21 protein-coding genes are annotated in these 19,751 nt (G+C 43.4%); 12 read left to right on the top strand and 9 right to left on the bottom strand.

Annotated features, from left to right (window positions below):
• Positions 1-409: 409 nt before the first annotated feature.
• The 3 genes from JMX03_RS02460 to pilG all read right to left on the bottom strand — a co-directional run bounded on the left by JMX03_RS02460 (position 410) and on the right by pilG (position 1,880).
• On the bottom strand, positions 410-937 hold the full coding sequence (locus JMX03_RS02460) for a chemotaxis protein CheW (RefSeq protein WP_201594243.1): 528 nt from the start codon (positions 935-937) through the stop codon (positions 410-412).
• Positions 938-940: 3 nt separating this feature from the next.
• Positions 941-1,303 (bottom strand): response regulator, encoded by a 363-nt coding sequence (locus tag JMX03_RS02455; protein ID WP_201575657.1) that lies wholly within the window; start codon positions 1,301-1,303, stop codon positions 941-943.
• Positions 1,304-1,499: 196 nt separating this feature from the next.
• Positions 1,500-1,880, bottom strand: a complete 381-nt coding sequence (gene pilG, locus JMX03_RS02450; protein ID WP_201575658.1) for a twitching motility response regulator PilG — start codon at positions 1,878-1,880, stop codon at positions 1,500-1,502.
• A gap of 585 nt (positions 1,881-2,465) precedes the next feature.
• Here pilG and JMX03_RS02445 point away from each other — a divergent pair.
• The 6 genes from JMX03_RS02445 (at position 2,466) to JMX03_RS02420 (ending at position 10,141) form a co-directional block, all read left to right on the top strand.
• Entirely contained in the window at positions 2,466-3,788 is a 1,323-nt protein-coding gene (locus JMX03_RS02445) for an HlyD family efflux transporter periplasmic adaptor subunit (RefSeq protein WP_201594241.1), read from the top strand.
• 342 nt (positions 3,789-4,130) lie between these two features.
• Complete coding sequence (locus JMX03_RS02440) at positions 4,131-4,853, top strand: response regulator transcription factor (protein ID WP_201575662.1); 723 nt, start codon at positions 4,131-4,133, stop codon at positions 4,851-4,853.
• Positions 4,854-4,954: 101 nt separating this feature from the next.
• Entirely contained in the window at positions 4,955-7,111 is a 2,157-nt protein-coding gene (locus JMX03_RS02435) for a sensor histidine kinase (protein WP_201594239.1), read from the top strand.
• A 329-nt stretch (positions 7,112-7,440) separates the two neighbouring features.
• Entirely contained in the window at positions 7,441-8,211 is a 771-nt protein-coding gene (locus JMX03_RS02430; protein WP_201594237.1) for a methionine ABC transporter ATP-binding protein, read from the top strand.
• 34 nt (positions 8,212-8,245) lie between these two features.
• Positions 8,246-8,932 carry a methionine ABC transporter permease gene (locus tag JMX03_RS02425; RefSeq protein ID WP_201575668.1) on the top strand — a complete coding sequence of 229 codons (687 nt, stop codon included), beginning with the start codon at positions 8,246-8,248 and terminating at the stop codon, positions 8,930-8,932.
• Between the two features lie 234 nt (positions 8,933-9,166).
• The gene (locus JMX03_RS02420) at positions 9,167-10,141 is read left to right on the top strand and encodes a MetQ/NlpA family ABC transporter substrate-binding protein (protein ID WP_201575670.1); all 975 of its coding nucleotides are present in this window, start codon (positions 9,167-9,169) and stop codon (positions 10,139-10,141) included.
• Between the two features lie 100 nt (positions 10,142-10,241).
• Here the strand turns inward: JMX03_RS02420 and JMX03_RS02415 are convergent, their stop codons facing one another.
• Positions 10,242-11,498 carry an amidohydrolase family protein gene (locus JMX03_RS02415; RefSeq protein WP_201594235.1) on the bottom strand — a complete coding sequence of 419 codons (1,257 nt, stop codon included), beginning with the start codon at positions 11,496-11,498 and terminating at the stop codon, positions 10,242-10,244.
• A 311-nt stretch (positions 11,499-11,809) separates the two neighbouring features.
• Here JMX03_RS02415 and JMX03_RS14900 point away from each other — a divergent pair, with 311 nt between their 5' ends.
• Complete coding sequence (locus JMX03_RS14900; RefSeq protein ID WP_227695152.1) at positions 11,810-12,343, top strand: aldo/keto reductase; 534 nt, start codon at positions 11,810-11,812, stop codon at positions 12,341-12,343.
• Between the two features lie 11 nt (positions 12,344-12,354).
• On the top strand, positions 12,355-12,678 hold the full coding sequence (locus JMX03_RS14895) for an aldo/keto reductase (RefSeq protein ID WP_227695145.1): 324 nt from the start codon (positions 12,355-12,357) through the stop codon (positions 12,676-12,678).
• Between the two features lie 144 nt (positions 12,679-12,822).
• On the opposite strand, the gene ccmE is transcribed toward JMX03_RS14895, so the two are convergent.
• The 5 genes from ccmE to ccmA form a co-directional block, all read right to left on the bottom strand.
• The gene (gene ccmE, locus JMX03_RS02405) at positions 12,823-13,323 is read right to left on the bottom strand and encodes a cytochrome c maturation protein CcmE (RefSeq protein WP_201594233.1); all 501 of its coding nucleotides are present in this window, start codon (positions 13,321-13,323) and stop codon (positions 12,823-12,825) included.
• Between the two features lie 158 nt (positions 13,324-13,481).
• On the bottom strand, positions 13,482-13,706 hold the full coding sequence (gene ccmD / locus JMX03_RS02400) for a heme exporter protein CcmD (RefSeq protein ID WP_201575678.1): 225 nt from the start codon (positions 13,704-13,706) through the stop codon (positions 13,482-13,484).
• 87 nt (positions 13,707-13,793) lie between these two features.
• A complete protein-coding gene (gene ccmC, locus JMX03_RS02395; RefSeq protein ID WP_201575680.1) occupies positions 13,794-14,582 on the bottom strand; it encodes a heme ABC transporter permease CcmC in 789 nt (262 codons plus the stop codon).
• Between the two features lie 282 nt (positions 14,583-14,864).
• Positions 14,865-15,599: a heme exporter protein CcmB gene (locus JMX03_RS02390; protein ID WP_227695137.1), complete on the bottom strand. Its 735-nt coding sequence runs from the start codon at positions 15,597-15,599 to the stop codon at positions 14,865-14,867.
• 10 nt (positions 15,600-15,609) lie between these two features.
• Complete coding sequence (gene ccmA, locus JMX03_RS02385; RefSeq protein WP_201594231.1) at positions 15,610-16,239, bottom strand: heme ABC exporter ATP-binding protein CcmA; 630 nt, start codon at positions 16,237-16,239, stop codon at positions 15,610-15,612.
• A 237-nt stretch (positions 16,240-16,476) separates the two neighbouring features.
• Here ccmA and JMX03_RS02380 point away from each other — a divergent pair, with 237 nt between their 5' ends.
• From JMX03_RS02380 to JMX03_RS02365, 4 genes are all read left to right on the top strand, one after another.
• Positions 16,477-17,541: a hypothetical protein gene (locus tag JMX03_RS02380; RefSeq protein WP_227695135.1), complete on the top strand. Its 1,065-nt coding sequence runs from the start codon at positions 16,477-16,479 to the stop codon at positions 17,539-17,541.
• 31 nt (positions 17,542-17,572) lie between these two features.
• Positions 17,573-18,361 (top strand): YbjN domain-containing protein, encoded by a 789-nt coding sequence (locus tag JMX03_RS02375; RefSeq protein ID WP_201594229.1) that lies wholly within the window; start codon positions 17,573-17,575, stop codon positions 18,359-18,361.
• 78 nt (positions 18,362-18,439) lie between these two features.
• Positions 18,440-19,357 carry a histone deacetylase family protein gene (locus JMX03_RS02370; RefSeq protein WP_201594227.1) on the top strand — a complete coding sequence of 306 codons (918 nt, stop codon included), beginning with the start codon at positions 18,440-18,442 and terminating at the stop codon, positions 19,355-19,357.
• Between the two features lie 56 nt (positions 19,358-19,413).
• Positions 19,414-19,620 carry a DUF2905 domain-containing protein gene (locus JMX03_RS02365; protein WP_201594225.1) on the top strand — a complete coding sequence of 69 codons (207 nt, stop codon included), beginning with the start codon at positions 19,414-19,416 and terminating at the stop codon, positions 19,618-19,620.
• The last annotated feature ends 131 nt before the right edge of the window (positions 19,621-19,751 follow it).

Raw genomic sequence — 19,751 nt, 5'->3', positions numbered from 1 at the left:
ATTATGCCACTATGGGTCAAAACATCACGCTCAACTTCACTTAAGTAATTACTTACCGTTGCTATTGAGTTGATTGCCCAAATCAAAGAGGCCACACTCACTAAGGCAAAAACTCCTAATAGAATCTTCCACTTATTTTTAGAATCCTCAGTACCTGAGATGTTTTGACTGGCGCCAGCTACAGGGCTTTTTGTAACATCACTCATCGTGCTTATTCCTTCCAAACGGTCGTTTAAGTCGTATCATGACTGGCTTTGCTAATTATTATTAGCCAATAAAAGACATCTCTCGGCCATCAAATTTCTTTTTTGTGGGTGTAGACACTTTAATGTGCTATTTCAGTCATTCCTGCTTTGCTTTACCTGCATCAAAACAGATAACAAGCCATACTTATATAAGTTGTTTCAATTTACATAGCGGCATCAATATAGCGTGGATCTTTGGCCAACAAGCTTGGCATAAAGACGAACCAGTCTTGTTGGTCTTTGACAAACTTGCCATGATTATAAGGGGCAAATGGTGAGTCACTATCAAGGGTTTCAGCGCGATATTGACTACGCGTGAACTGCTCAATACCAATCACCTTATCTACTACTAAACCTGAAAACACAGTGCTATTATCAATAATCAAAACTTTACGTTGTTTCTTTTGCTGACGATTAGGTAGATGTAAAAACTGCGGTAAATCTGTTAAAGGTAATAAGCGTCCACGTATGTTTGCTAGACCTAACAACCAAGGCTCCACCATAGGCATACTGGTATATTCAGGCATATTTAACACCTCAGATACCTCTCCCATCGGTGCAACCAAACGCTGGTCACCAACCTCAAAAACCACCCCTCGCCAGTCATACCCTTTACCACTTTGGAGACCTGTACTACGAGTTTTGGCTAAGTCAGCTAAACGTAAAAGCTCAATAAATCCTTTAGAGGCCACAAGTTACTCCGTTACCGAACGAATAATGCGCATCAGCTCAGATTCATCAACCGGCTTGGTAAGATATTCTTTCGCGCCTTGACGCTTACCCCACACACGATCAGTTTCTTGGTTTTTGGTACTGATCATTACGACTGGAATATGAGCCGTTGTTTTACCACGAGTAATTTTGCGTGTCGCTTGAAAACCATTCATTTCAGGCATCACCACATCCATCAAAATTACGTCTGGCAAATGTTCAGCTGCCATCGCGCAGCCTTGCTCACCATTAACTGCTTCCAATACTTGAAAGTTGTTTTTTGCAAGCATGTCACGAAATTTCGCCATTTCAGATGGCGAATCGTCAATGACTAATACAGTTGTCATGGGTATTTCCTTTGTATTTGATGATATCCGCTAGGATATTATTATTAGAGACAATAAAATGACGTCTTTTACTCTCATGCTAAGCACTTATTAGCGTCTCAAAAGCATCGTCGCTTCCTATTGCCTATTTGCCTATCTTGTCACTGCTTATCTACATCTATTTTTATTCTTAGTTTACTGTGCCAAAATTTGACAGCTACGAGCGATACTGGTTAATCGCATCAAACAGTTCATCTTTACTAAAAGGTTTGGTCAGATACTCATCAGAACCGACAATACGGCCACGTGCCTTATCAAACAACCCATCTTTTGATGACAGCATAATGACGGGCTTGTCAGCATAATCAGGATTGTTTTTGATCAATGCACAAGTCTGATAGCCATCGAGACGCGGCATCATGATATCGACAAAGATAATATCTGGATTGTTATCAACGATTTTTGCTAACGCGTCAAAACCATCGATAGCCGTGACAACTTCACAGCCTACTTTTTGTAATAAGGTCTCCGCGGTACGGCGAATGGTCTTTGAATCATCGATGACCATGACCTTCAACCCTTCAAAATTATTTTCCATTATCATTGTCCTATGAACGACTGTTTATTCTTAATACAACTATCATCAGCTGTATTCTGCATTGATTTGCTTTGGTTCCTATTGATAAGCGCTTGTATAAGATAGTTACTTTGTTATAGCAAAAACTCATATCTTAGGAAGTCGCCTAGTCAAAATATATGCACTATCCGTGCCAATGAATATCCTTAAAAGGACAATTGTCATAAATTGCAGTAATCATGAGCTACTATACCCACTTTGTTACTGACTCGCATCATTTGGTTAATACTATCTATAGACGCAGCGTTCACAGTCTATAGGTTTGCGGCCTTATAAATACTATTTTTACAGCCTTATACTTGTTTGTAACGTGTATGTATCAATTAAGTATTCAGCCCTCGTTCTATCATAGTTCTACAGAGTTTTCTAGTGACCTAAATCTTCCCTATCTCCAATAACGGTCATAAGTCACTCATGTTGAAAGACAAATAGAAGACTATTATGCCAAGATGATAATACCAAGATAATAATGCTTAGTTATCGCACCTTGTTGCCATTGTCTATATAATAAAATAACGTTTATGATGATGGCCGATAATGACAACTATGAGACTTTCTAAATACTCTAAATACAGTGCTTTTTTGCTAGCGGCTTTATTGGTCAGTGCTTGTCAGCCACCCTCACCTAGCGATAATCATCAGCTTTCTCAAGACAGTGAGCAGGCAAACTCGCCTATAACTATTGATGCTGACAGTGTCACCATGTCATCAGACTATATACTGAATATCAAACCTTCACGCTATCAGCCCAGTCTTGGATTGCAAGGCACCATTGAGCCAAACCAGCAGTCGCGATTTGTCACCACTCGTGATGTCAGCGTACAAAAAATACTGGTCAAAGAAGGTCAATGGGTAGAGGATGGCGCGCCTTTACTACTCTTACAGCAACATGAACGTGTAGGAAGCAATAAGACCACGCCTTCAGACTCAGAGGCTAAGCCTAAGCAGCCAACAGCAACTAAAAAAAGCTCAGCAGAGCAAGTGTCTGATGACATAAAAGAGAGTAAGAAAGAAAGTAAGAAAGAAAGTAAACAAGAAAGCAAAGCAAATGATAGTAGCGCGAGCAACGCTGATGGTAAGCTCAATGAGACAGCCACCGATGAATCAAAAACCAATGACAATACCAATAACACTCCTGTGCCTGAAACATCGAATAACGCTAGCATAGCAATTGATGCTAATGTAGATAACAATAAATCTACTGATGCACAGGATCAGGATATAACCAGCTCACAACAGTCAACACAGCCACCTATTGTAGTGTATGCTAGCTTTTCAGGGCGCGTGGACACGCTATACGTGGAGAACATGCAACAAGTTGCTGCTGGCAAACCTTTGCTACGGTTAAGCAATGATAAAGATCTACGCTTTACCGCTACCTTACCTATGCAGGCCGAGTCTCAGCTTTCGGTCGGTCAGACAGTCAACTTCACTGCTAAAGGTGTCTCAGAAACTTTTACAGGTCAAGTTAGCAAGCTGAGCACGAGTCAGCAGCAGCCAGATGAATTGATGGTCTCTGTGAGTGTGGTCAAAAACGAGGCCAGCCGCGATAAGCTAAAGCTAGGCATGCAAGTCATAGGCCGCGTCGATTATGGGCAAATCGCTGTCGGTAATATCGTTCCGGAACAAGCGATTCAAGATGTGGATCTATCCTCTCTGAAGACTCCTCCTTATCAGCCACTGACACCCTTGACTGCCAATGTTTGGATTATCAAACAAAATCAGCGTCTGACGCGTCAGCCGATAGATGTTATTAAATATGATCCCAGTACGGGCAAATATCTCATTGCAGGCATCAGCAATGACAGCCTGATTTGCTTGGCAGATCTACCAATAGAGTCTGTTGGTAAAAAAGTAGTCATCTCATGATAGACAATATAAACTACAGATCAGCGCATTAGGACACAGCAGGGAGCGCACTGTAGTATAGGCGCCTTTCTATCACCATTTAGCTATTAGTCAGTAAGTTGTTACATTCTGTAGAAACATTAACAAAGGGCGTCTTGTTTGGTAACGTCTATATTAGGCAAAATAGACACAGTAACGCTGTTAACATTAATGATATTAATAGCTGTAATAGATATTGATAACAGCAATAATGCATAATTGTCACGGTCACTCTCAATGACTGCTTGATAAAACTGATCGCTTGATAAAACGTATGCTCAACCAACAATAACAATCATTATAACCATTACTAGAGGACATTTTATGAGTAAGCAAATCCTATTGATTGAAGATGATCCAGATTTGGCTGAATTGATCAGCGATTATTTGACGATGAATTATTATGATGTTCATCACGCTGGGCTTGGCCAAGAAGGTCTTGATATCTTAGACACCAAAGAGCGTGATATTGATTTAGTCGTGCTAGATTTGATGCTGCCTGATATGGATGGCATGCAAGTCTGCCAAAAAATACGCGGCAATAAAAGCAATATGACCAATAAAGTGCCTATTATCATGTTGACTGCCAAAGGGGATACGACAGATCGCGTATTGGGTTTAGAGATGGGCGCGGATGATTATATTGCCAAGCCGTTCGAACCCCGTGAGCTTTTGGCACGTATTCGTGCCGTGATTCGTCGCCATGAGCAGCCAAACCAAGCAGACAGCCAATCCGATAGTCTGACATTTGGACGCTTAAGTGTTTTTCCTGACAGTCATGAAGTAACCATCGATGATCAGCCTGTACGCCTGACTACCCATCAGTTCCAATTGCTGCACTACTTTGCCACGCATGCAGGCAAGGTACTCAACCGTGAGCAGTTGTGGCAGGCCATGCCCAATGACGATAGCTCAGACAATATTGATCGAGCCATCGATGTGCATATCTCTCGCTTGCGCGCACTTATTGAAGATAACCCTCGTCAACCTAAGCGTATCATCACGGTGCGCGGTGTTGGTTATCAGTTCGCAACCGATCAAGTTTAATCACGACAGACTAAGCTTGTTTAATCGCCACGGTATTTATACTGTTAATGGCGGTTAACAGGTTTAGTCACTTTTAAGTATTTATTACTAGAGATTAATGCATGCAACAACTGGGTTTTCGCTCCGTTTTCGCTAAGCTATTTGCCAGTGTCATGCTGGCTCTTATCTTATTTGCGATAGCTATGGTGCTATTGACGCAGCTGGTTCATGATAAAGATGCAGGCATACGCTCTGAGGTAGTCGCCACTCAAATCCTAGGGCAGATTGATCCTTTTTTGCAAGAGCTCAACGTCGCTGTCAGTAAAGACAATCGACTACAAGCGCGCTTTATGTTGGCAGTGGTCAAAAAAAGCTTTGATATTTTTGATGAATCATTACAGGCCAAAATGGGCTTGTATGACAATACAGGGCGTCTGCTCATGCAGACAGACAATAGTGACTTACCATTAGAGTTGCCTGACACCCCTTCTTTATTAACCCGTATTTTTCCTTCTTTTTCAGATGCACCTGCTATCCAGCAAGCACAAGTCTATAGCAGTACTGGCTATACCCTACTCTATGAGTCACGCTTAACCCCTAAGAAACCCGCTTTGTCTGCCGCTCTAAACTTATTTACTGGCACCCTGCTGCTGCTCATCATCATGGCAGGCGTCTTGTGGTGGATTGCCCGCTCAATGACATGGCGCATCAACCAGATGAGTCAGCAGATGATACAACTGGGTGATGGTGATTTTACGGTACGTGTCAATAGTCGCGGTAATGACGAGATTGCGTCTCTTGCGCGTGGCTTTAACCAAGCGGCACAAAAGATAGAACACCTTATCAATGCCAACAACTTGCTCTTAGCTCATGCCTCACATGAGTTACGTACGCCCATCACACGTATTCGTTTACAGATTGAAATGATGGACATGCTCGCAAATGCCATGCCAACAGATACCAAAGCTAAGTTCGATAAGCGCGCGCAAGCCATCAATCGTGACTTGTCAGGACTGAACGATTTGGTTGAAAGTATCTTATTGGTCAGTCGCTTAGATGCAGGTCACGTGATGCAGCAGGTCGAACGCGTTGATCTTTATGACCTTATCAACCAAGAACGGCAGCATTATCCAGAAGCGACATTAATTGGTGAGCACATTGTCATTGACGGCCAGCCAGCCATGCTGACCCACTTGATTCGCAATTTACTCAATAATGCTATGCTCCATGGTGTACCGCCCGTCACCATCTTACTTTATGGTGTGCAAACCATGGATGAGGCAGATACCGTGCCTGATTATCTGTTGCAATCGATCATGGACAACAGCTTTGCGGATTATAATACCTTGACTGACAGCGATGAGGAACCAAGACCTGATGCGGCGAGCACCAAGCTCTTAAACGACTATGCTGACAGTCTCTCTGACGAGCAGGCTGATCAAGATACGGAAACTGACACCTCAGATTCAGCAGATATCTTATCAGCGCCCGTTATTTATCGAAATGGCGAGACGCTTGCTCTTCCTGATGAGGAAGATAGCTTGCACGAGACAGCTACCGAGTGCACCGATAACGAATGTCCTGTGGCTGAGCCTAGTCAAAAAGAAAAACAAAAAAGTGCGGTTAATTCAGAAGCCTCACTCAGTGACGCCTTGCCTACTGATGCGTCTAATAACGCAGTTGAAAAAACGAACGAAGTTTCTGGCTCATTAAAAACCAGCGCTTCTTTACTCAATGATAAATCACTCATCAATCATTATAGTAAATTTACCACAGAGATAGCGGACAAAATCAAACAGGCTATTTGGAGTATCGTCCCTAATACTGCACAGCAACAAAAAGCCGATAGTACAAGCGATGAACCCAAAGCTAGCAAGGTAAGTAACGCTAAACCTGTGGCCAATGATGTGATCAATGAAAGTGCTACGACAGATGAAAGCGAAACTGCCAACGTCCCTCGTAAAGAAAGTTTGTTTTCCAAGCACCTAAAAAAATCCAAGTCAGAGCCGACACGACCTTTACCCAAGTATGCGGTACTCGCTGTCATCGATGAAGGCGCAGGCATTCCTGAAGACAAACGTGAAGAGATCTTTAGCCCGTTTGTACGTTTGCAACAAAAAAACAAAGGCTCAGGGCTTGGCTTATCCTTAGTATCACAAATCATTACTGCGCATCAGGGACATATCATCACTGATACCATCAACGGTCACACTCGGTTTTTAGTCGTCATACCAGTAAAACATGACCCTCACCATAGCTACCAAAACGACCGGGACTAGCCCTATATAACTGCTCTTAAGTAGACTCCTGTTTTTTATCATTTTAGCCAATACCCTCTCAACACTTAACCTACCTCGCTATTTAATTTGACTTATGGCTATATTGTCATAAGTTGGTCACGGATGTGCATATCCAAAGCCTTGTATAATATGCTATATTAACGCCCCTTATTACATTGTTAATGATAGCAGCCATCAACTCAGCGCTGTCACTTGCAATAGCCTTTACCGCTTTGAAACCATTATGGATCTGTATAGAGTTCAGCTATCCGCAGTCTCAATAGTTGAACGCGATACAAACCCTAACTCTATTAAATTTTGAGCATTCCATGAGTGACATGATCGTCCTAAATGATGTGACCAAGCGCTTTTTAAGCGACCGATCGATAAAAGACAAAAACGGCAAGCCGCATTGGTTTACTGCTGTTGAGCCGACGTCGTTATCTGTAAAGCAAGGTGAGATATTTGGCCTGATGGGCTATTCAGGAGCAGGAAAATCCACCTTACTGCGTCTAATCAATTTGCTTGAGCGCCCAGATAGCGGTCAAGTCATCATCGATGGCGTGGACTTAACCAAATTATCAGCTAGTGAGTTGCGTGTCGCTCGTCACAATATTGGTATGATTTTTCAGCAGTTCAACTTGATGTCAAACCGTACGGTCTTTGACAATGTCGCGTTTAACTTAACCGTTGCAGGTTATCCAAGCCGCGATATTTATAAGCGTGTGATGGACTGTCTTGCCATTGTGGATTTGACAGATCGTGCTGGTCACTATCCAGCGCAGTTGTCAGGTGGTCAAAAACAGCGTGTCGGTATTGCGCGTGCTATTGCGCCAAGCCCAAAAGTCTTATTGGCTGATGAAGCAACCAGCGCACTTGATCCTGCAACGACACGTAGCCTACTGACTTGTTTGCGTGATATTAATGAGCAACTTGGTGTGACTATTGTCATTGTTACTCATGAGATGAGCGTCATTCGCAGACTGTGTGACCGTGCTGCATTATTGCACGAAGGCCAGTTACTTGAAGTGGCAGATGTCCGAGATGGTCTGATTCAGGCCACTACCCCGATAGGCCAAGGCCTAGTTTACGAAGATTAGAGAGACGAAGACTAATGAGGCAGGAGAAATAGATATGTTGACCGGTGCTGAGTTATCCGCTTCGATTGATAAGCTGCTTGCGCTGCGTAAAGAGATTTGGCAAGCGACTTTCGATACCTTTTTGATGTTAGGCATCTCCACTACGGCAGCCATCGTCATTGGCGGCTTATTTGGGATATTTTTGTTTTTATCCAGCGATCGGCAGTTTTTACAAAATAAAGGGCTTTATGCCATTTTGGGTGGTATCACCAACTTTATGCGCGCCTTTCCATTTGTGATTTTGATGATTGCCATGAGTCCTTTTACCAAAGCCATTGTCGGCACAGGTATTGGTCCTATCGCCGCCTCCTTGGTACTAGCGATTGCAGGCTCATTCTACTTTGCGCGTTTGGTTGAACAAAACCTACGCGAAGTACCACGCGGTATCATCGAAGCGACTGAGTCAATGGGCGCTCGTCCCTTTACGATTATTAAGGTATTGCTTAATGAAGCACGTTCGGGACTGGTACTATCGGTCACCATCCTCTGCATTAGCTTGCTGTCATTTTCAGCAGCGGCTGGCATGATTGGCGGTGGTGGTCTGGGTGATTTAGCGATTCGTTATGGCTATTACCGTTATCAAACCGAGGTCATGATCTTCATTGTTATCATGTTATCGGTCATGGTTATTTCTATACAGGCAGGTGGCAACTGGTTAGCAACGCGCTTAGATAAACGCTGAGTGCTTGCTACTAAACACTTACTATGAATAAAATTCAGCGTTTGATGGGGATTATTCATAAGTAAAATGCTTGATTTTGTCTTAGAAACCATATAACTTTGTTAACATTCTAGCAACTTAATATATATGCAGTCTGTGCAGCAACATTACTATTTATAATGTTGCTTTTTTAATGGCTATGTATTACAAGCATTGAACCAATCACTTTTTATTTATTATTCTTAAGGGAATTTCATGAAATTAACAGACATCAGCCGTCAGTTGGCAACCGCATTTGCCGCTGTTGGTGTATCAAGCCTAGTTTTAGTTGGCTGTAACAACTCATCTGCTCCAGAAGCCACCAAAGAAACACCAGCGACGACAGAGACAGCGGAAACGAGCGCTAGCGATATCGATCCTGAGCATAGCAAAATCATCATCGGCACTACCGAAGGCGATTTTGCAGACATGGTGCGTAACCAAGTCAAAGGATCGCTTGAAGCACAAGGCTATGAAGTTGAATTGGTTGCCTTTACTGATTATGTCCGTCCTAACCTTGCTTTAGCCGAAGGTGATTTGGACATCAATATCTTTCAGCACAAGCCTTACCTTGATACCTTCAAAACTGAAAACAATCTTGATTTGGTCGAAGTATTCCAAGTACCAACAGCGCCACTCGGTATCTATACTGGCAAAAAAACCTCTCTTGATGACGCTTATAAAGGCATGAGTGTCTCAGCGCCTAACGATCCAAGTAACTTTGCTCGTGCCTTGGTCATGATGGACGATCTTGGCTGGATTACCCTAAAAGACGACATCAACCCACTCACCGCTGCAAAAACGGACATCGCTGATAACAGCAAGTACGATATCAAAATCGTTGAGCTAGAAGCTGCCCAGTTACCACGCGCCCGTGACGAAGTAGACTTTGCCGTTATTAATGGCAACTATGCTACTGACGCTGGTATTGTATTGACAGATGCATTATTCCAAGAGCCAAGCTTCGCTTATGTGAACTGGTCAGCGGTTAAATCTGCTGATGTCGGCAAAAAATGGGTACAAGATGTGACGGCAGCTTATAACTCGGATGAGTTCAAGAAATACGCTCATGACACCTTCCCAGGTTATAAATATCCAAAAATCTGGAACACAGCTGACCAAGCAGAAACCGTTACTGCGACTGCTGGTACAGCGACCGCTGAAGGTACCGTTGCTGCAGCTGCTGAATAAGCTTTAAATGTTGTGTACTGATAATAGTAAAAACGCCCACTACCGATAAGTAATGGGCGTTTTTTATGGCCTGCATTTTATAGTTATTTATCAAACACAGTTATTTGGTTTCTCTAAACAGATCCAGTTCAATCTCATAACTGGGTTCAGGTTTTTTGAATAGATACTTGCCATTACGGATTGATGCCAATACGTCGGCACGTTGGCGCACCGCTTCAAATGGACTATCGGCATCCAACACCAAAAAGTTGGCTGCATGTCCGACTTCTAAACCGTATTCCTCTTCGATATTCAAGGTCTTCGCACCGTTAAAGGTGATGAAATCAAGACAGACATCAAGCTGCGGCAATGACATGGTTTGTGCCAAGTGAATACCATTGTCTAGAATATTCATCATGTTACCGTTACCGGCTGGATACCAAGGGTCATTGATAGAATCCTGACCAAAGCTGACGTTGATGCCACTCTCCCAAAACTCCTTGACGCGAGTCAGTCCGCGGCGCTTAGGATAGGTATCTTGACGACCTTGTAAATAAGCGTTCTCAGTAGGCAGTGCAATGAAGTTCATGCCTGAATGCTCAAACAGACCCATCATGCGAAACGCATAGGCATCATCTGCTGAGCCAAATGAGCAAGTATGGCTAGCAGCGGTACGCGCACCGATACCTTCAATCATCACCAAAGCATTTAATAACTGAACGTGGCGACTCATCGGATCGTCAGTTTCGTCACAGTGCACGTCGATGAGCTTGTCATATTTAAGCGCCAGCTCAACCGTTTTGCGCACCGAGTCTTGACCGAACTCGTATGCCCATTCAAAATGCGGAATACCGCCGACGCAATCCGCGCCCATCTTCAGCGCCTCTTCCATCAACTCAACTGCGCCTTTATAGGCGTACATACCCTCTTGCGGAAAAGCCACAATCTGAATAGTGACGTTATCCTTCAACTCTTCGCGCAGCTCAAGCATCGCTTTAAGTCCTGTCAGATCAGGATCGCAGACATCAATATGGGTACGAATATATTGCACGCCTTTGGAGACTTCTTCTTGAATACCTTTTAGCATCCGCGCTTTGGCATCTGCAAAGGTTTGCGTTTTTTTGACATCATGCCAGCGCGCGATACCTTCAAATAGCGTGCCTGATGCGTTCTTGGCATCATCGCCACCGCCGGTATAGACATAATCAAGATGCAGATGCGAATCCACATAAGGCGGTACGATTAGCCGACCTTTTAAATCAATTTCCTCCTCGGCAGCAGGCAGATTTTTACCGATCTGCTCGATAACACCATTCTTAACTAAAATCTCATTGGCATCGCTATTACGATAAATATTGGCATTGGTAAATTTAAGCATTAAAAACTCCTATTTTTATTTAGTCAGTGATTAGGACGTGTCCTAAACCATAATGGCGTCTAAAGCTTTGTTTGATAAGCCTGTCTGACGTTACAGCCTGTTTGTCCTTTGTAGGAAACCGTCACTCGCTCTTTCGCTTTGTGCTGAATGTTTTTATAGTGGCTAGGTGACATAGTCGTCCTATTGGACTAGATTTTACTATTACTACTATGAACCATGGTTTATAAGTTTTTGACTCCAAGTAAATCATACACTGTATAAAAAACGATGGGTCAAACGGCTACAAGACCGCATATAAAAAGGATAATTATATGAGCACTAAAAACTATAACATTCGCACTGCTGGACAAGCCAAAATTCCAGTGCTTGGATTAGGTACATGGCGATCGAAGGGACAAGACTGTATTGATATCGTTAGCCAAGCGTTGAAAATGGGCTATGAGCACATTGATACTGCTCAAGCGTATAGTAACGAAGTTGAGGTCGGTAAAGGTATCAAGCAATCAGGCGTGGCGCGTGATAAGTTATTCTTGACCACCAAAATATTCCCTGACGATATGAAGTTTGAGCCAGAAAAATTAAAAGCAGCTGCCAAACGCTCACTGGAAAATCTAGATACCGATTATGTTGATTTATTGCTGCTACATTGGCCTGATGACCGCGTTCCCTTATCCAAAACCATTCCTGCATTATGTGAATTGCAAAAGCAAGGATTGACACGTCATATCGGTGTCTCTAACTTTAATATCGCCAATATCATTGAAGCAAAGAAATATGCTGATGTCCCTATCGTCGTCAACCAAGTTGAGTTTCATCCGTTTATAAAGCAATTCATCCGTTTATAAAGCAAAATACCTTGCAGACTTTTTTGCATAATCATCATATTTTACTAGAGGCTTACTCGCCGCTTGCTCATGGTGATGTATTTAATAATGACGTAATCAAAGAGATCGCTGACAAGCATGGGGTGACGCCAGCACAAGTATCATTGGCTTGGATTCTATCCGACAAAGATCGTATCGCTATTCCAAAGACCTCTAACCCTAATCATTTGCAAGGTAATTTAGATGCCATCAAAGTGCAATTGAGCGCAGATGAGTTAGCCAAGATTGACCGTCTAGCCCGCTCTGATGGCCGTCAGATTGAACATCCTGATTATAAGCCTGAATGGGATGACTAGACCGTCTTTAGCTATCGCAAGTAGATACAGTTACTTGTCGCACTCTTGTTTATCAAACTCATCTTATTTATTAAGCGAAAAAACCAAAAAGCCACTGATATAATCGGTGGCTTTTTACTATTAAGACAAAAGACTGCTTGCTGGCTACTGCTGTATTGTTTCCATCTCACGTATCGGTTCAGCGGGATTATACTGCTCAGACGCGGGAATGGCACCGCTACGGTTATGTTCCTTCAGCGACTTGGCGACTTCTGGTGGCATATAGTTTTCATCGTGTTTCGCCAACACCTCGCCTGCGACAAAGGTTTCGCCTTGCATTTTTCCTGTCGCTACGACGCCTGAGTTTTCGGCAAACAAATCAGGCAAAATACCCTGATAGGTCACTGGAACCGTTGAAGCAAAGTCAGTAATCGCAAACTCGACACTCAAAGGATCACTGACTGAGCGCTGCACACTGCCCGCCACGACCATACCACCAGCACGAATACGTTTGTCTTGTGGCGCTTCACCTTGTGCAATGGCGGTCGCATCAAAATAGTAGTCCGTTTGTTGCCCAATGGCATAAACGACTAATACCACAGCGATCGCTGCGCCTGCAAGCGTAAACATAACCCACATCAATTTTTTGCGACGAACTGCGTTCATACCACTACCTCATGAATGAGTGACTACTGTACAAATAAAGGAAATTTTGAATAAAAAAAAGGATCTAAAAGCATCGCCATCAAATCCCGTTGATAATAGTTATATAGTAGCATTTTTTGGACAATTCAATACCCTTATTTATTGATATTAAAGTCATTTTATGAAGGTCGATGCTTATTTACAGATTTAGGAGTCTTAGAGGTACGCTGTGCTTGTCTTGCTTGTTGAATGGCCAGCTGACGAATCAACGCCTGTCTTTGTCGGCGACTATACAAAATAAAAATGAACATCAAACCTACGGTAATGCCCCAGCACGACCAGACAAAAACACCATGCTTACCCATGGCGATAAATTCCGATAAGCTATAAAAATAGGGCTGCACAATTTTCTCCTAGGTATTTTTATCATTTAAACTTAACTTTATGATGCAGTATTATCTATAAATAATAACTTGGGTATTATTTGGGTGTTACTTGTTTTTTTCACGGACGAACTCTTTTACCCAAGCTTTGCCTTGATCGCGATACAAAATAAGCGTATTGGTACGATAAATCGCCAATGTCCCAACCAACAAATAGCTGCCTATGGTCATAAGTAACAGCGGCATCCACATATCTGCTGACATTTTTGGCGCAGCGGTCAAGGTAAAAGTCGATCCTTGGTGCAAGGTATTCCACCATTGTACAGAATACTTAATAATGGGCAGATTCACAGCCCCAACCACTGACAAGATAGCCGCCGCTTTGCCGCGATTGGCAGTATGTTCAAAAGCAGCAAATAGCGCCATCACCCCTGCATACAAAAACGCCAAAATCAGCATCGACGTCAGGCGTGCGTCCCAAACCCAGTAAGTGCCCCACGTTGGCTTTGCCCAAATAGAGCCTGTCAGCAAACTAATGACACACAATAAGAAGCCCAAAGGCGCAAGTGCTTGCGCCACCAAGCTGGCAGTCTTAATCTTCCAAACCAAAAAGATGACGCCTAGCACGGCAAGGGCAAAATAAATAGAGATGGCCAGACTGGCTGCTGGTACATGGATAAAAATAATGCGATAGCTATTGCCTTGCAAGTAGTCGGGCGGCGCAAACGCCAATCCCCAGACACTACCGATCACAAGGCAAATACTGGCCAATATCGCAAGCCACTTAACCCAAGGCGCAAAAATACGAAAAAACTGCTTGGTACCCACAGTGGTCAAGAATACTTGCCAAATGCGCTGCCACAAACTAGGAGATGAGACATTTTTCATATTGGGCATGGAATCAACCTATTGCACAGCATATCGGTTATGACAGATAAACTCAGCTGGTATTGCCGTACGCATTAAGCGACTACCTTATAAGCTATTATCTATGAACCTGCTGGCGTTAAATATGGGATAGAATCTATAAACTACCATTATAGCAAAGTTGCCAGTTTTAACCACGCTGTTCATTTAAAGGACAACTATAGTTAATACACTTTAAAAATGTTATAGCGCTACTGGATCTATAACAGTTTTATTTTTAATTAACTATATCGAATATATAAAACTGACATTTTAATTCAGCCATGCCATCTTTAGAGTCTGAGCAATCACCCATGGCATGAGCAACACAGACATGATACTACCTGCCAATAACAAGGCTAAAATAGGCAGCCCATTCAGGCCGGTCGCAAACAAATCAACCGCGCCCGTGGCAAAAATCAACACTGGCAATTGCATCGGCAGCGCAATCAAGGGCACCAATACCGCGCCGTTTTTTAAGGACAAGGTCAAACTACTGGCAATCGCCGACAACATTAGCAGCATAGGACTACCAGCCACGATAGAAGCCATCAAAATCCCAGCTTCAAACCAGCCGAGCTGAAACAGTGGCACAGCAAGCAAACTGAGTACCGCCACAATACCACTGCTAAATATCCAATGAATGGCTAAGCGTATCAATACCCAAAGCGGTATAGAAGCCTTTGCCACTACCAACTGTGCCAGCGTGCCGTTATCCAGTGCCGGCTTAAACAAACCATCGACACCCATCACCAGTGATAATAATGCGGCAATCCACACTGCCGATACGGCAAGACGTTGCAGCAACTGCGGCTCACTGCCCACTGCTAACGGAAATAAAGTGATAATCATCAAAAATAACACCAGAGGATACAGCCACTGTACTGTCCCTTGCTGTTTGACTTGCCATTCACGGCGCCACAGCTGACCAAAGCGAATACCACGTATGGCAGCGACGTCAGATTTTTTGGAAGTATTCACTACTGGTTGCACTTTGCTCTGTGTCATTATGCGCCCCTTATACCATATAATCTGACAAATCGAGCACTTGGTTGGCGACAGCCACTGGCTGATGGCTGGTCATTAATATCGCACCGCCAGCATCAGCAAACTCACGCAGCCTGTCCTCCATCCGCGCAACCATATCCACATCAAGCGCGGTAAAGGGTTCATCAAGTAGCCATAACGGGGTGACTTGTGGCGTCAATAAATATAAGCGTGCCAGCGTAATTCTGCGCGTTTGCCCAGCCGATAAATGGTTTGAGCTCAGCGTTTCAAACCCTTGCAGCCCTACCCATGCCAACGCCTCATCAATATCAGCCCCAGTTGGCGTGATGCCATATAAATTCAACAAAAAGCTTAGATTTTGCGCGACCGTTAAGCTTGAATGGATACCCAACTGGTGGGAGACATATAACGGTTGTATTGGCAATCCTGCCGTCCCTTGATAACCAACTGCACCTGTCAATATCGGTAATAGTCCCGCAAGCTGCATGAGCAAGGTGGTTTTGCCGGTACCGTTCGCACCGACTAAATGGCAGATGCTACCAGCAGCTAAGCTGAGCGTAACCCCTTCACACAAGGGTATCTCCCCGCGCTGAACGGTCAGCTCATCAAAGGTAAGTAAGGGTGAATGCAGTGCTGTCATCAAAACCTCTTATTATTTATCAAGCAGCAATAAATATTCACCACAAACCCTAACGGCGTTCATGGCATAATACCCTATGCTCACTATAGTGATTCAAATATAAAACTGCTACAAAAAAGACGAGCGAAAATAGTACACCCAGTACATTAAGCAAGTCTGACGCTGTAACAGTTTCGTAGTTGGTTCACTACAACCACACAGTATAACAAATTGTCGATTACTATGACCTCAAAACCTATGCAAACTGAAAAACATACCCAAAACTTAGCCATTCAATCAACTGACGCTGCTAGTAACCAAAACCAAGCTAGCATAACCATAGACCGCTTAATCGATGCCCAAGTTGCGTTCGTGCAGCAGTGGTTACGCGATCAAGCGCAGCCACTGACGATAGAGGCTTGGCAATGGTTAGGCGAACAGCCGTTGAACAAGTATCTAAACGCCGATGATTTAAAGCACCTCATCAACAACTGGATACTCGCTCAACCAATGAGCGACGTCATGCGCACTGATATTCGCGATATCTTGCACACGTTGATTTATCACCCCGCCAATGACAACGTACCCCTGTCTGATCTGATCGATGATACCCAGGTTGAGACCCTTGCTACTTATGTTGGCAATTATGAGCAGCAGCGTAACATTCTCATTAGTACGCTGATTGGTAACAATACTTTCGCTGATTTACTGACCCAAACGCTTTATCACGCTATCAACGATTTTATGGAAACCACCTTAGACAAAGCTGGGGGCGTCGGCAAACTGATGAAGATGGGGCGCAGCTCTTTTGAAAAAGCGACCAACAGAAATCTTGATGAAAAACTGCAAATGTATTTGCATCGCAACATCAAAGACTTGGCTCGACGAGCAGAGGCCAATGCCCAAGCACACTTATCAAATGAAGAAGTCACGCGCCTGCTGGTAACAGGCTGGGTACGTGTTAAAGATCAACCCATCAGTCGTGTGCAAGACTATTTACGTGATGATCCTGAGCACAGCAGTATTGAGCACCTCGAAACCAGTTTGCAGCAAAGCTATAACCGCTTGCGAATCTCTCCTTATTTGCAGAGTTTGGTTGCAGCAGCAGTAGATACTTGGTATGCCATTCATCAGTCTGATTCTATCGCTGTCTTGGCGACTAGCCTGAATATTGATGAAGCTGCAATGACATCGTTTAGTACTGCGCTGATGCCTATCGTTAATGATGCACTTGAAAGTGATTGGTTCACGACACATATCAAAGAGATGCTACAGGCTTTTTACGAGCAGCCAAGTATCAAAGAAAGTCTTACGCTCAACTGACCCTAAATTATCAATAGTTAGTAGCAAATCTATGAGTCACAGCAATAAACTCAGCTTATGGCAAAAAATCAAACAGCTATTGACTGCATCCGCGTCGCAGTCTAAAGCTTCGCTAGACGTGCCTCAGCATTCATCAACCACAGAGGTTGATGAGGCGGCTGCAGAGACTCATAGTGTCAATAAAAAAAGTACAGCCGAAAAAACTTTAGACAAAACAACGACTGCAGAAAATAAAGAAAGCGCACAAGATGATGAATCGCAAACAAGCCATTCAGAGCCCGGCAGTAATGATGACCTGCCCATTATCAATCGATTAAAAGAGTACTTAAACAATAAGCAGTGGCACTATACTTATTACTCTCCAAGAAAAAACGATAGCCAACAATCGCATCATCTATCACTACGAATGCGCAATAAACAAATTGATTGTGGCTATTTGTTTCGAGTACAAGAAGGCAACAACCTGCTCGCGGTCTATGGTATTTTGCCCTTTTTAATACCTGAGAGCCATCAAAGCGCTGCTATGCTACTCATTACCCAAATTAACTATGACATGCTGATTGGTAATTTGGAGATGGATATCAGCGACGGTGAGATTCGCTATAAAAACGCCATTGACGTCGAAGCCGTTGGTCTCGACGATCATATTATTGAGCATCTATTACAAACAGTGATTGCAATGACTACCGTAAGCTATGAGTTATTCAGCGACTTAATGAATACGCCAGAGCCTAGTGAAAATATGTCGACCTTACTCAGTGAACTACGTCAGCAGGAGGATGCTCGAACCTTCTTTTTACCAACGCAGTATGTGCAGTGAAGTATTGGTAAGAAACCATTTATAAACAGAGCTACCGTTACCTTAACCCATCAACCACGCCATTCATCTCATAAAACTATGCTAAAAATCGCCTATTCTGACGTTTTTCGTTATTCTGTACCCGAAAAGCATCGCTTTCCCATGCAAAAATACACCATGATTCCTGAGCGTCTATTGTCCGAAGGGACGATCACTGAGGATAACTTTTTTGCGCCCAAGCGTTTGAGCGAAAAGGAGATTTTGACCACCCATACTGAGGAGTATTGGCATAAGTTAAAAACTCAGACGCTCACCCGAAAAGAAGCTCGAGCGATTGGGTTTGAGATGACGCCTACCTTAGTGGAGCGCGGACGCTATATCGCTCATGCCACCTACGAGTGTGCGCTGTATGCTCAGAAGCATGGTGTCGCAATGAATGTCGCTGGTGGTACACATCATGCCTTTGCCAATCATGGAGAGGGGTTTTGTGTGTTTAATGACGTCTGTATCGCCAGCAACTTATTATTGAATCGTGGGCAGGCACAAAGAATTTTAATCGTCGATTTAGATGTACATCAAGGCAATGGCAATGCCAGTATCATGGCAGATGAATCACGGGTTTTTGTCTTTAGTATGCATGGGGCAAAAAACTACCCCTTTCGTAAGCAGGCATCAGACTTGGATATTGAGCTGGCAAACGATACTGGTGATGAAGAATATCTACAAATCTTGACAGATACTTTGCCGCGCTTAATTAGTGATTTTGCGCCAGATATGATCTTTTATCAGTCGGCGGTCGATGTATTGGCAACGGATAAGCTCGGTAAGCTGGCACTGTCACAACAGGGCTGCAAAGCGCGTGATGAGTATGTTTTACGCCAAGCAAAGTCGGCCAATATTCCAGTGGCTATCGTGATGGGTGGTGGTTATTCTGAGGATGTCGAAGATGTGGTTGAGGCACACTGCAATACTTTTCGGCTCGCGCAACAGCTATATTTTGGTGAAACGGTTAGCTAATGTATATCTTATCAAGCAATAATCGAGACAATATTTACTGACGAGGCGAGGTTTACATGGCAAAAATATTGATTATTGTAGGCATGGTCTTGGTGACTGTTGGAATCATCTGGTTGGTATTTCCAAGCGCGTTTTCTTGGATGGGTAATCTGCCAGGCGATATTAAATACAAATCAGGCTATACCAGTGTTTACTTCCCCATCGTCACCATGATAGTCGTCAGTATTATCGCCACCATAGTGTTGAACTTGTTTAATCGCTAAATGACCAAAGAAAATGATAAGTTATAGTAAATACTCTTTAAAAATGACATAGCGCTACTGGTATAAATTTTACTTGCTTGCTGTATCCGTTCGATGCTGCGCAAAATTCATCCCAGTAGCGCGTCTAAATC

It is taken from the genome of Psychrobacter fulvigenes (assembly GCF_904846155.1).
GTDB lineage: Bacteria > Pseudomonadota > Gammaproteobacteria > Pseudomonadales > Moraxellaceae > Psychrobacter > Psychrobacter fulvigenes.
The sequence above is the reverse complement of the archived record's forward strand: the minus strand, read 5'-3'. Positions and strand labels throughout refer to the sequence as shown.

What these genes read in the sequence shown, in the direction of transcription:
- JMX03_RS02440 (WP_201575662.1), top strand. Translation starts at nt 4,131, where the DNA reads ATGAGTAAGCAAATCCTATTGATTGAAGATGATCCAGATTTGGCTGAA.
- JMX03_RS02380 (WP_227695135.1), top strand. Translation starts at nt 16,477, where the DNA reads ATGCAAACTGAAAAACATACCCAAAACTTAGCCATTCAATCAACTGAC.
- JMX03_RS02455 (WP_201575657.1), bottom strand. Translation starts at nt 1,303, where the DNA reads ATGACAACTGTATTAGTCATTGACGATTCGCCATCTGAAATGGCGAAA.
- ccmC (WP_201575680.1), bottom strand. Translation starts at nt 14,582, where the DNA reads ATGCCCAATATGAAAAATGTCTCATCTCCTAGTTTGTGGCAGCGCATT.
- JMX03_RS14900 (WP_227695152.1), top strand. Translation starts at nt 11,810, where the DNA reads ATGAGCACTAAAAACTATAACATTCGCACTGCTGGACAAGCCAAAATT.
- JMX03_RS02390 (WP_227695137.1), bottom strand. Translation starts at nt 15,599, where the DNA reads ATGACACAGAGCAAAGTGCAACCAGTAGTGAATACTTCCAAAAAATCT.
- JMX03_RS02375 (WP_201594229.1), top strand. Translation starts at nt 17,573, where the DNA reads ATGAGTCACAGCAATAAACTCAGCTTATGGCAAAAAATCAAACAGCTA.
- JMX03_RS02430 (WP_201594237.1), top strand. Translation starts at nt 7,441, where the DNA reads ATGAGTGACATGATCGTCCTAAATGATGTGACCAAGCGCTTTTTAAGC.
- ccmE (WP_201594233.1), bottom strand. Translation starts at nt 13,323, where the DNA reads ATGAACGCAGTTCGTCGCAAAAAATTGATGTGGGTTATGTTTACGCTT.
- JMX03_RS02435 (WP_201594239.1), top strand. Translation starts at nt 4,955, where the DNA reads ATGCAACAACTGGGTTTTCGCTCCGTTTTCGCTAAGCTATTTGCCAGT.
- JMX03_RS02365 (WP_201594225.1), top strand. Translation starts at nt 19,414, where the DNA reads ATGGCAAAAATATTGATTATTGTAGGCATGGTCTTGGTGACTGTTGGA.
- JMX03_RS02420 (WP_201575670.1), top strand. Translation starts at nt 9,167, where the DNA reads ATGAAATTAACAGACATCAGCCGTCAGTTGGCAACCGCATTTGCCGCT.
- JMX03_RS02415 (WP_201594235.1), bottom strand. Translation starts at nt 11,498, where the DNA reads ATGCTTAAATTTACCAATGCCAATATTTATCGTAATAGCGATGCCAAT.
- JMX03_RS02445 (WP_201594241.1), top strand. Translation starts at nt 2,466, where the DNA reads ATGAGACTTTCTAAATACTCTAAATACAGTGCTTTTTTGCTAGCGGCT.
- pilG (WP_201575658.1), bottom strand. Translation starts at nt 1,880, where the DNA reads ATGGAAAATAATTTTGAAGGGTTGAAGGTCATGGTCATCGATGATTCA.
- JMX03_RS02370 (WP_201594227.1), top strand. Translation starts at nt 18,440, where the DNA reads ATGCTAAAAATCGCCTATTCTGACGTTTTTCGTTATTCTGTACCCGAA.
- JMX03_RS02425 (WP_201575668.1), top strand. Translation starts at nt 8,246, where the DNA reads ATGTTGACCGGTGCTGAGTTATCCGCTTCGATTGATAAGCTGCTTGCG.
- ccmA (WP_201594231.1), bottom strand. Translation starts at nt 16,239, where the DNA reads ATGACAGCACTGCATTCACCCTTACTTACCTTTGATGAGCTGACCGTT.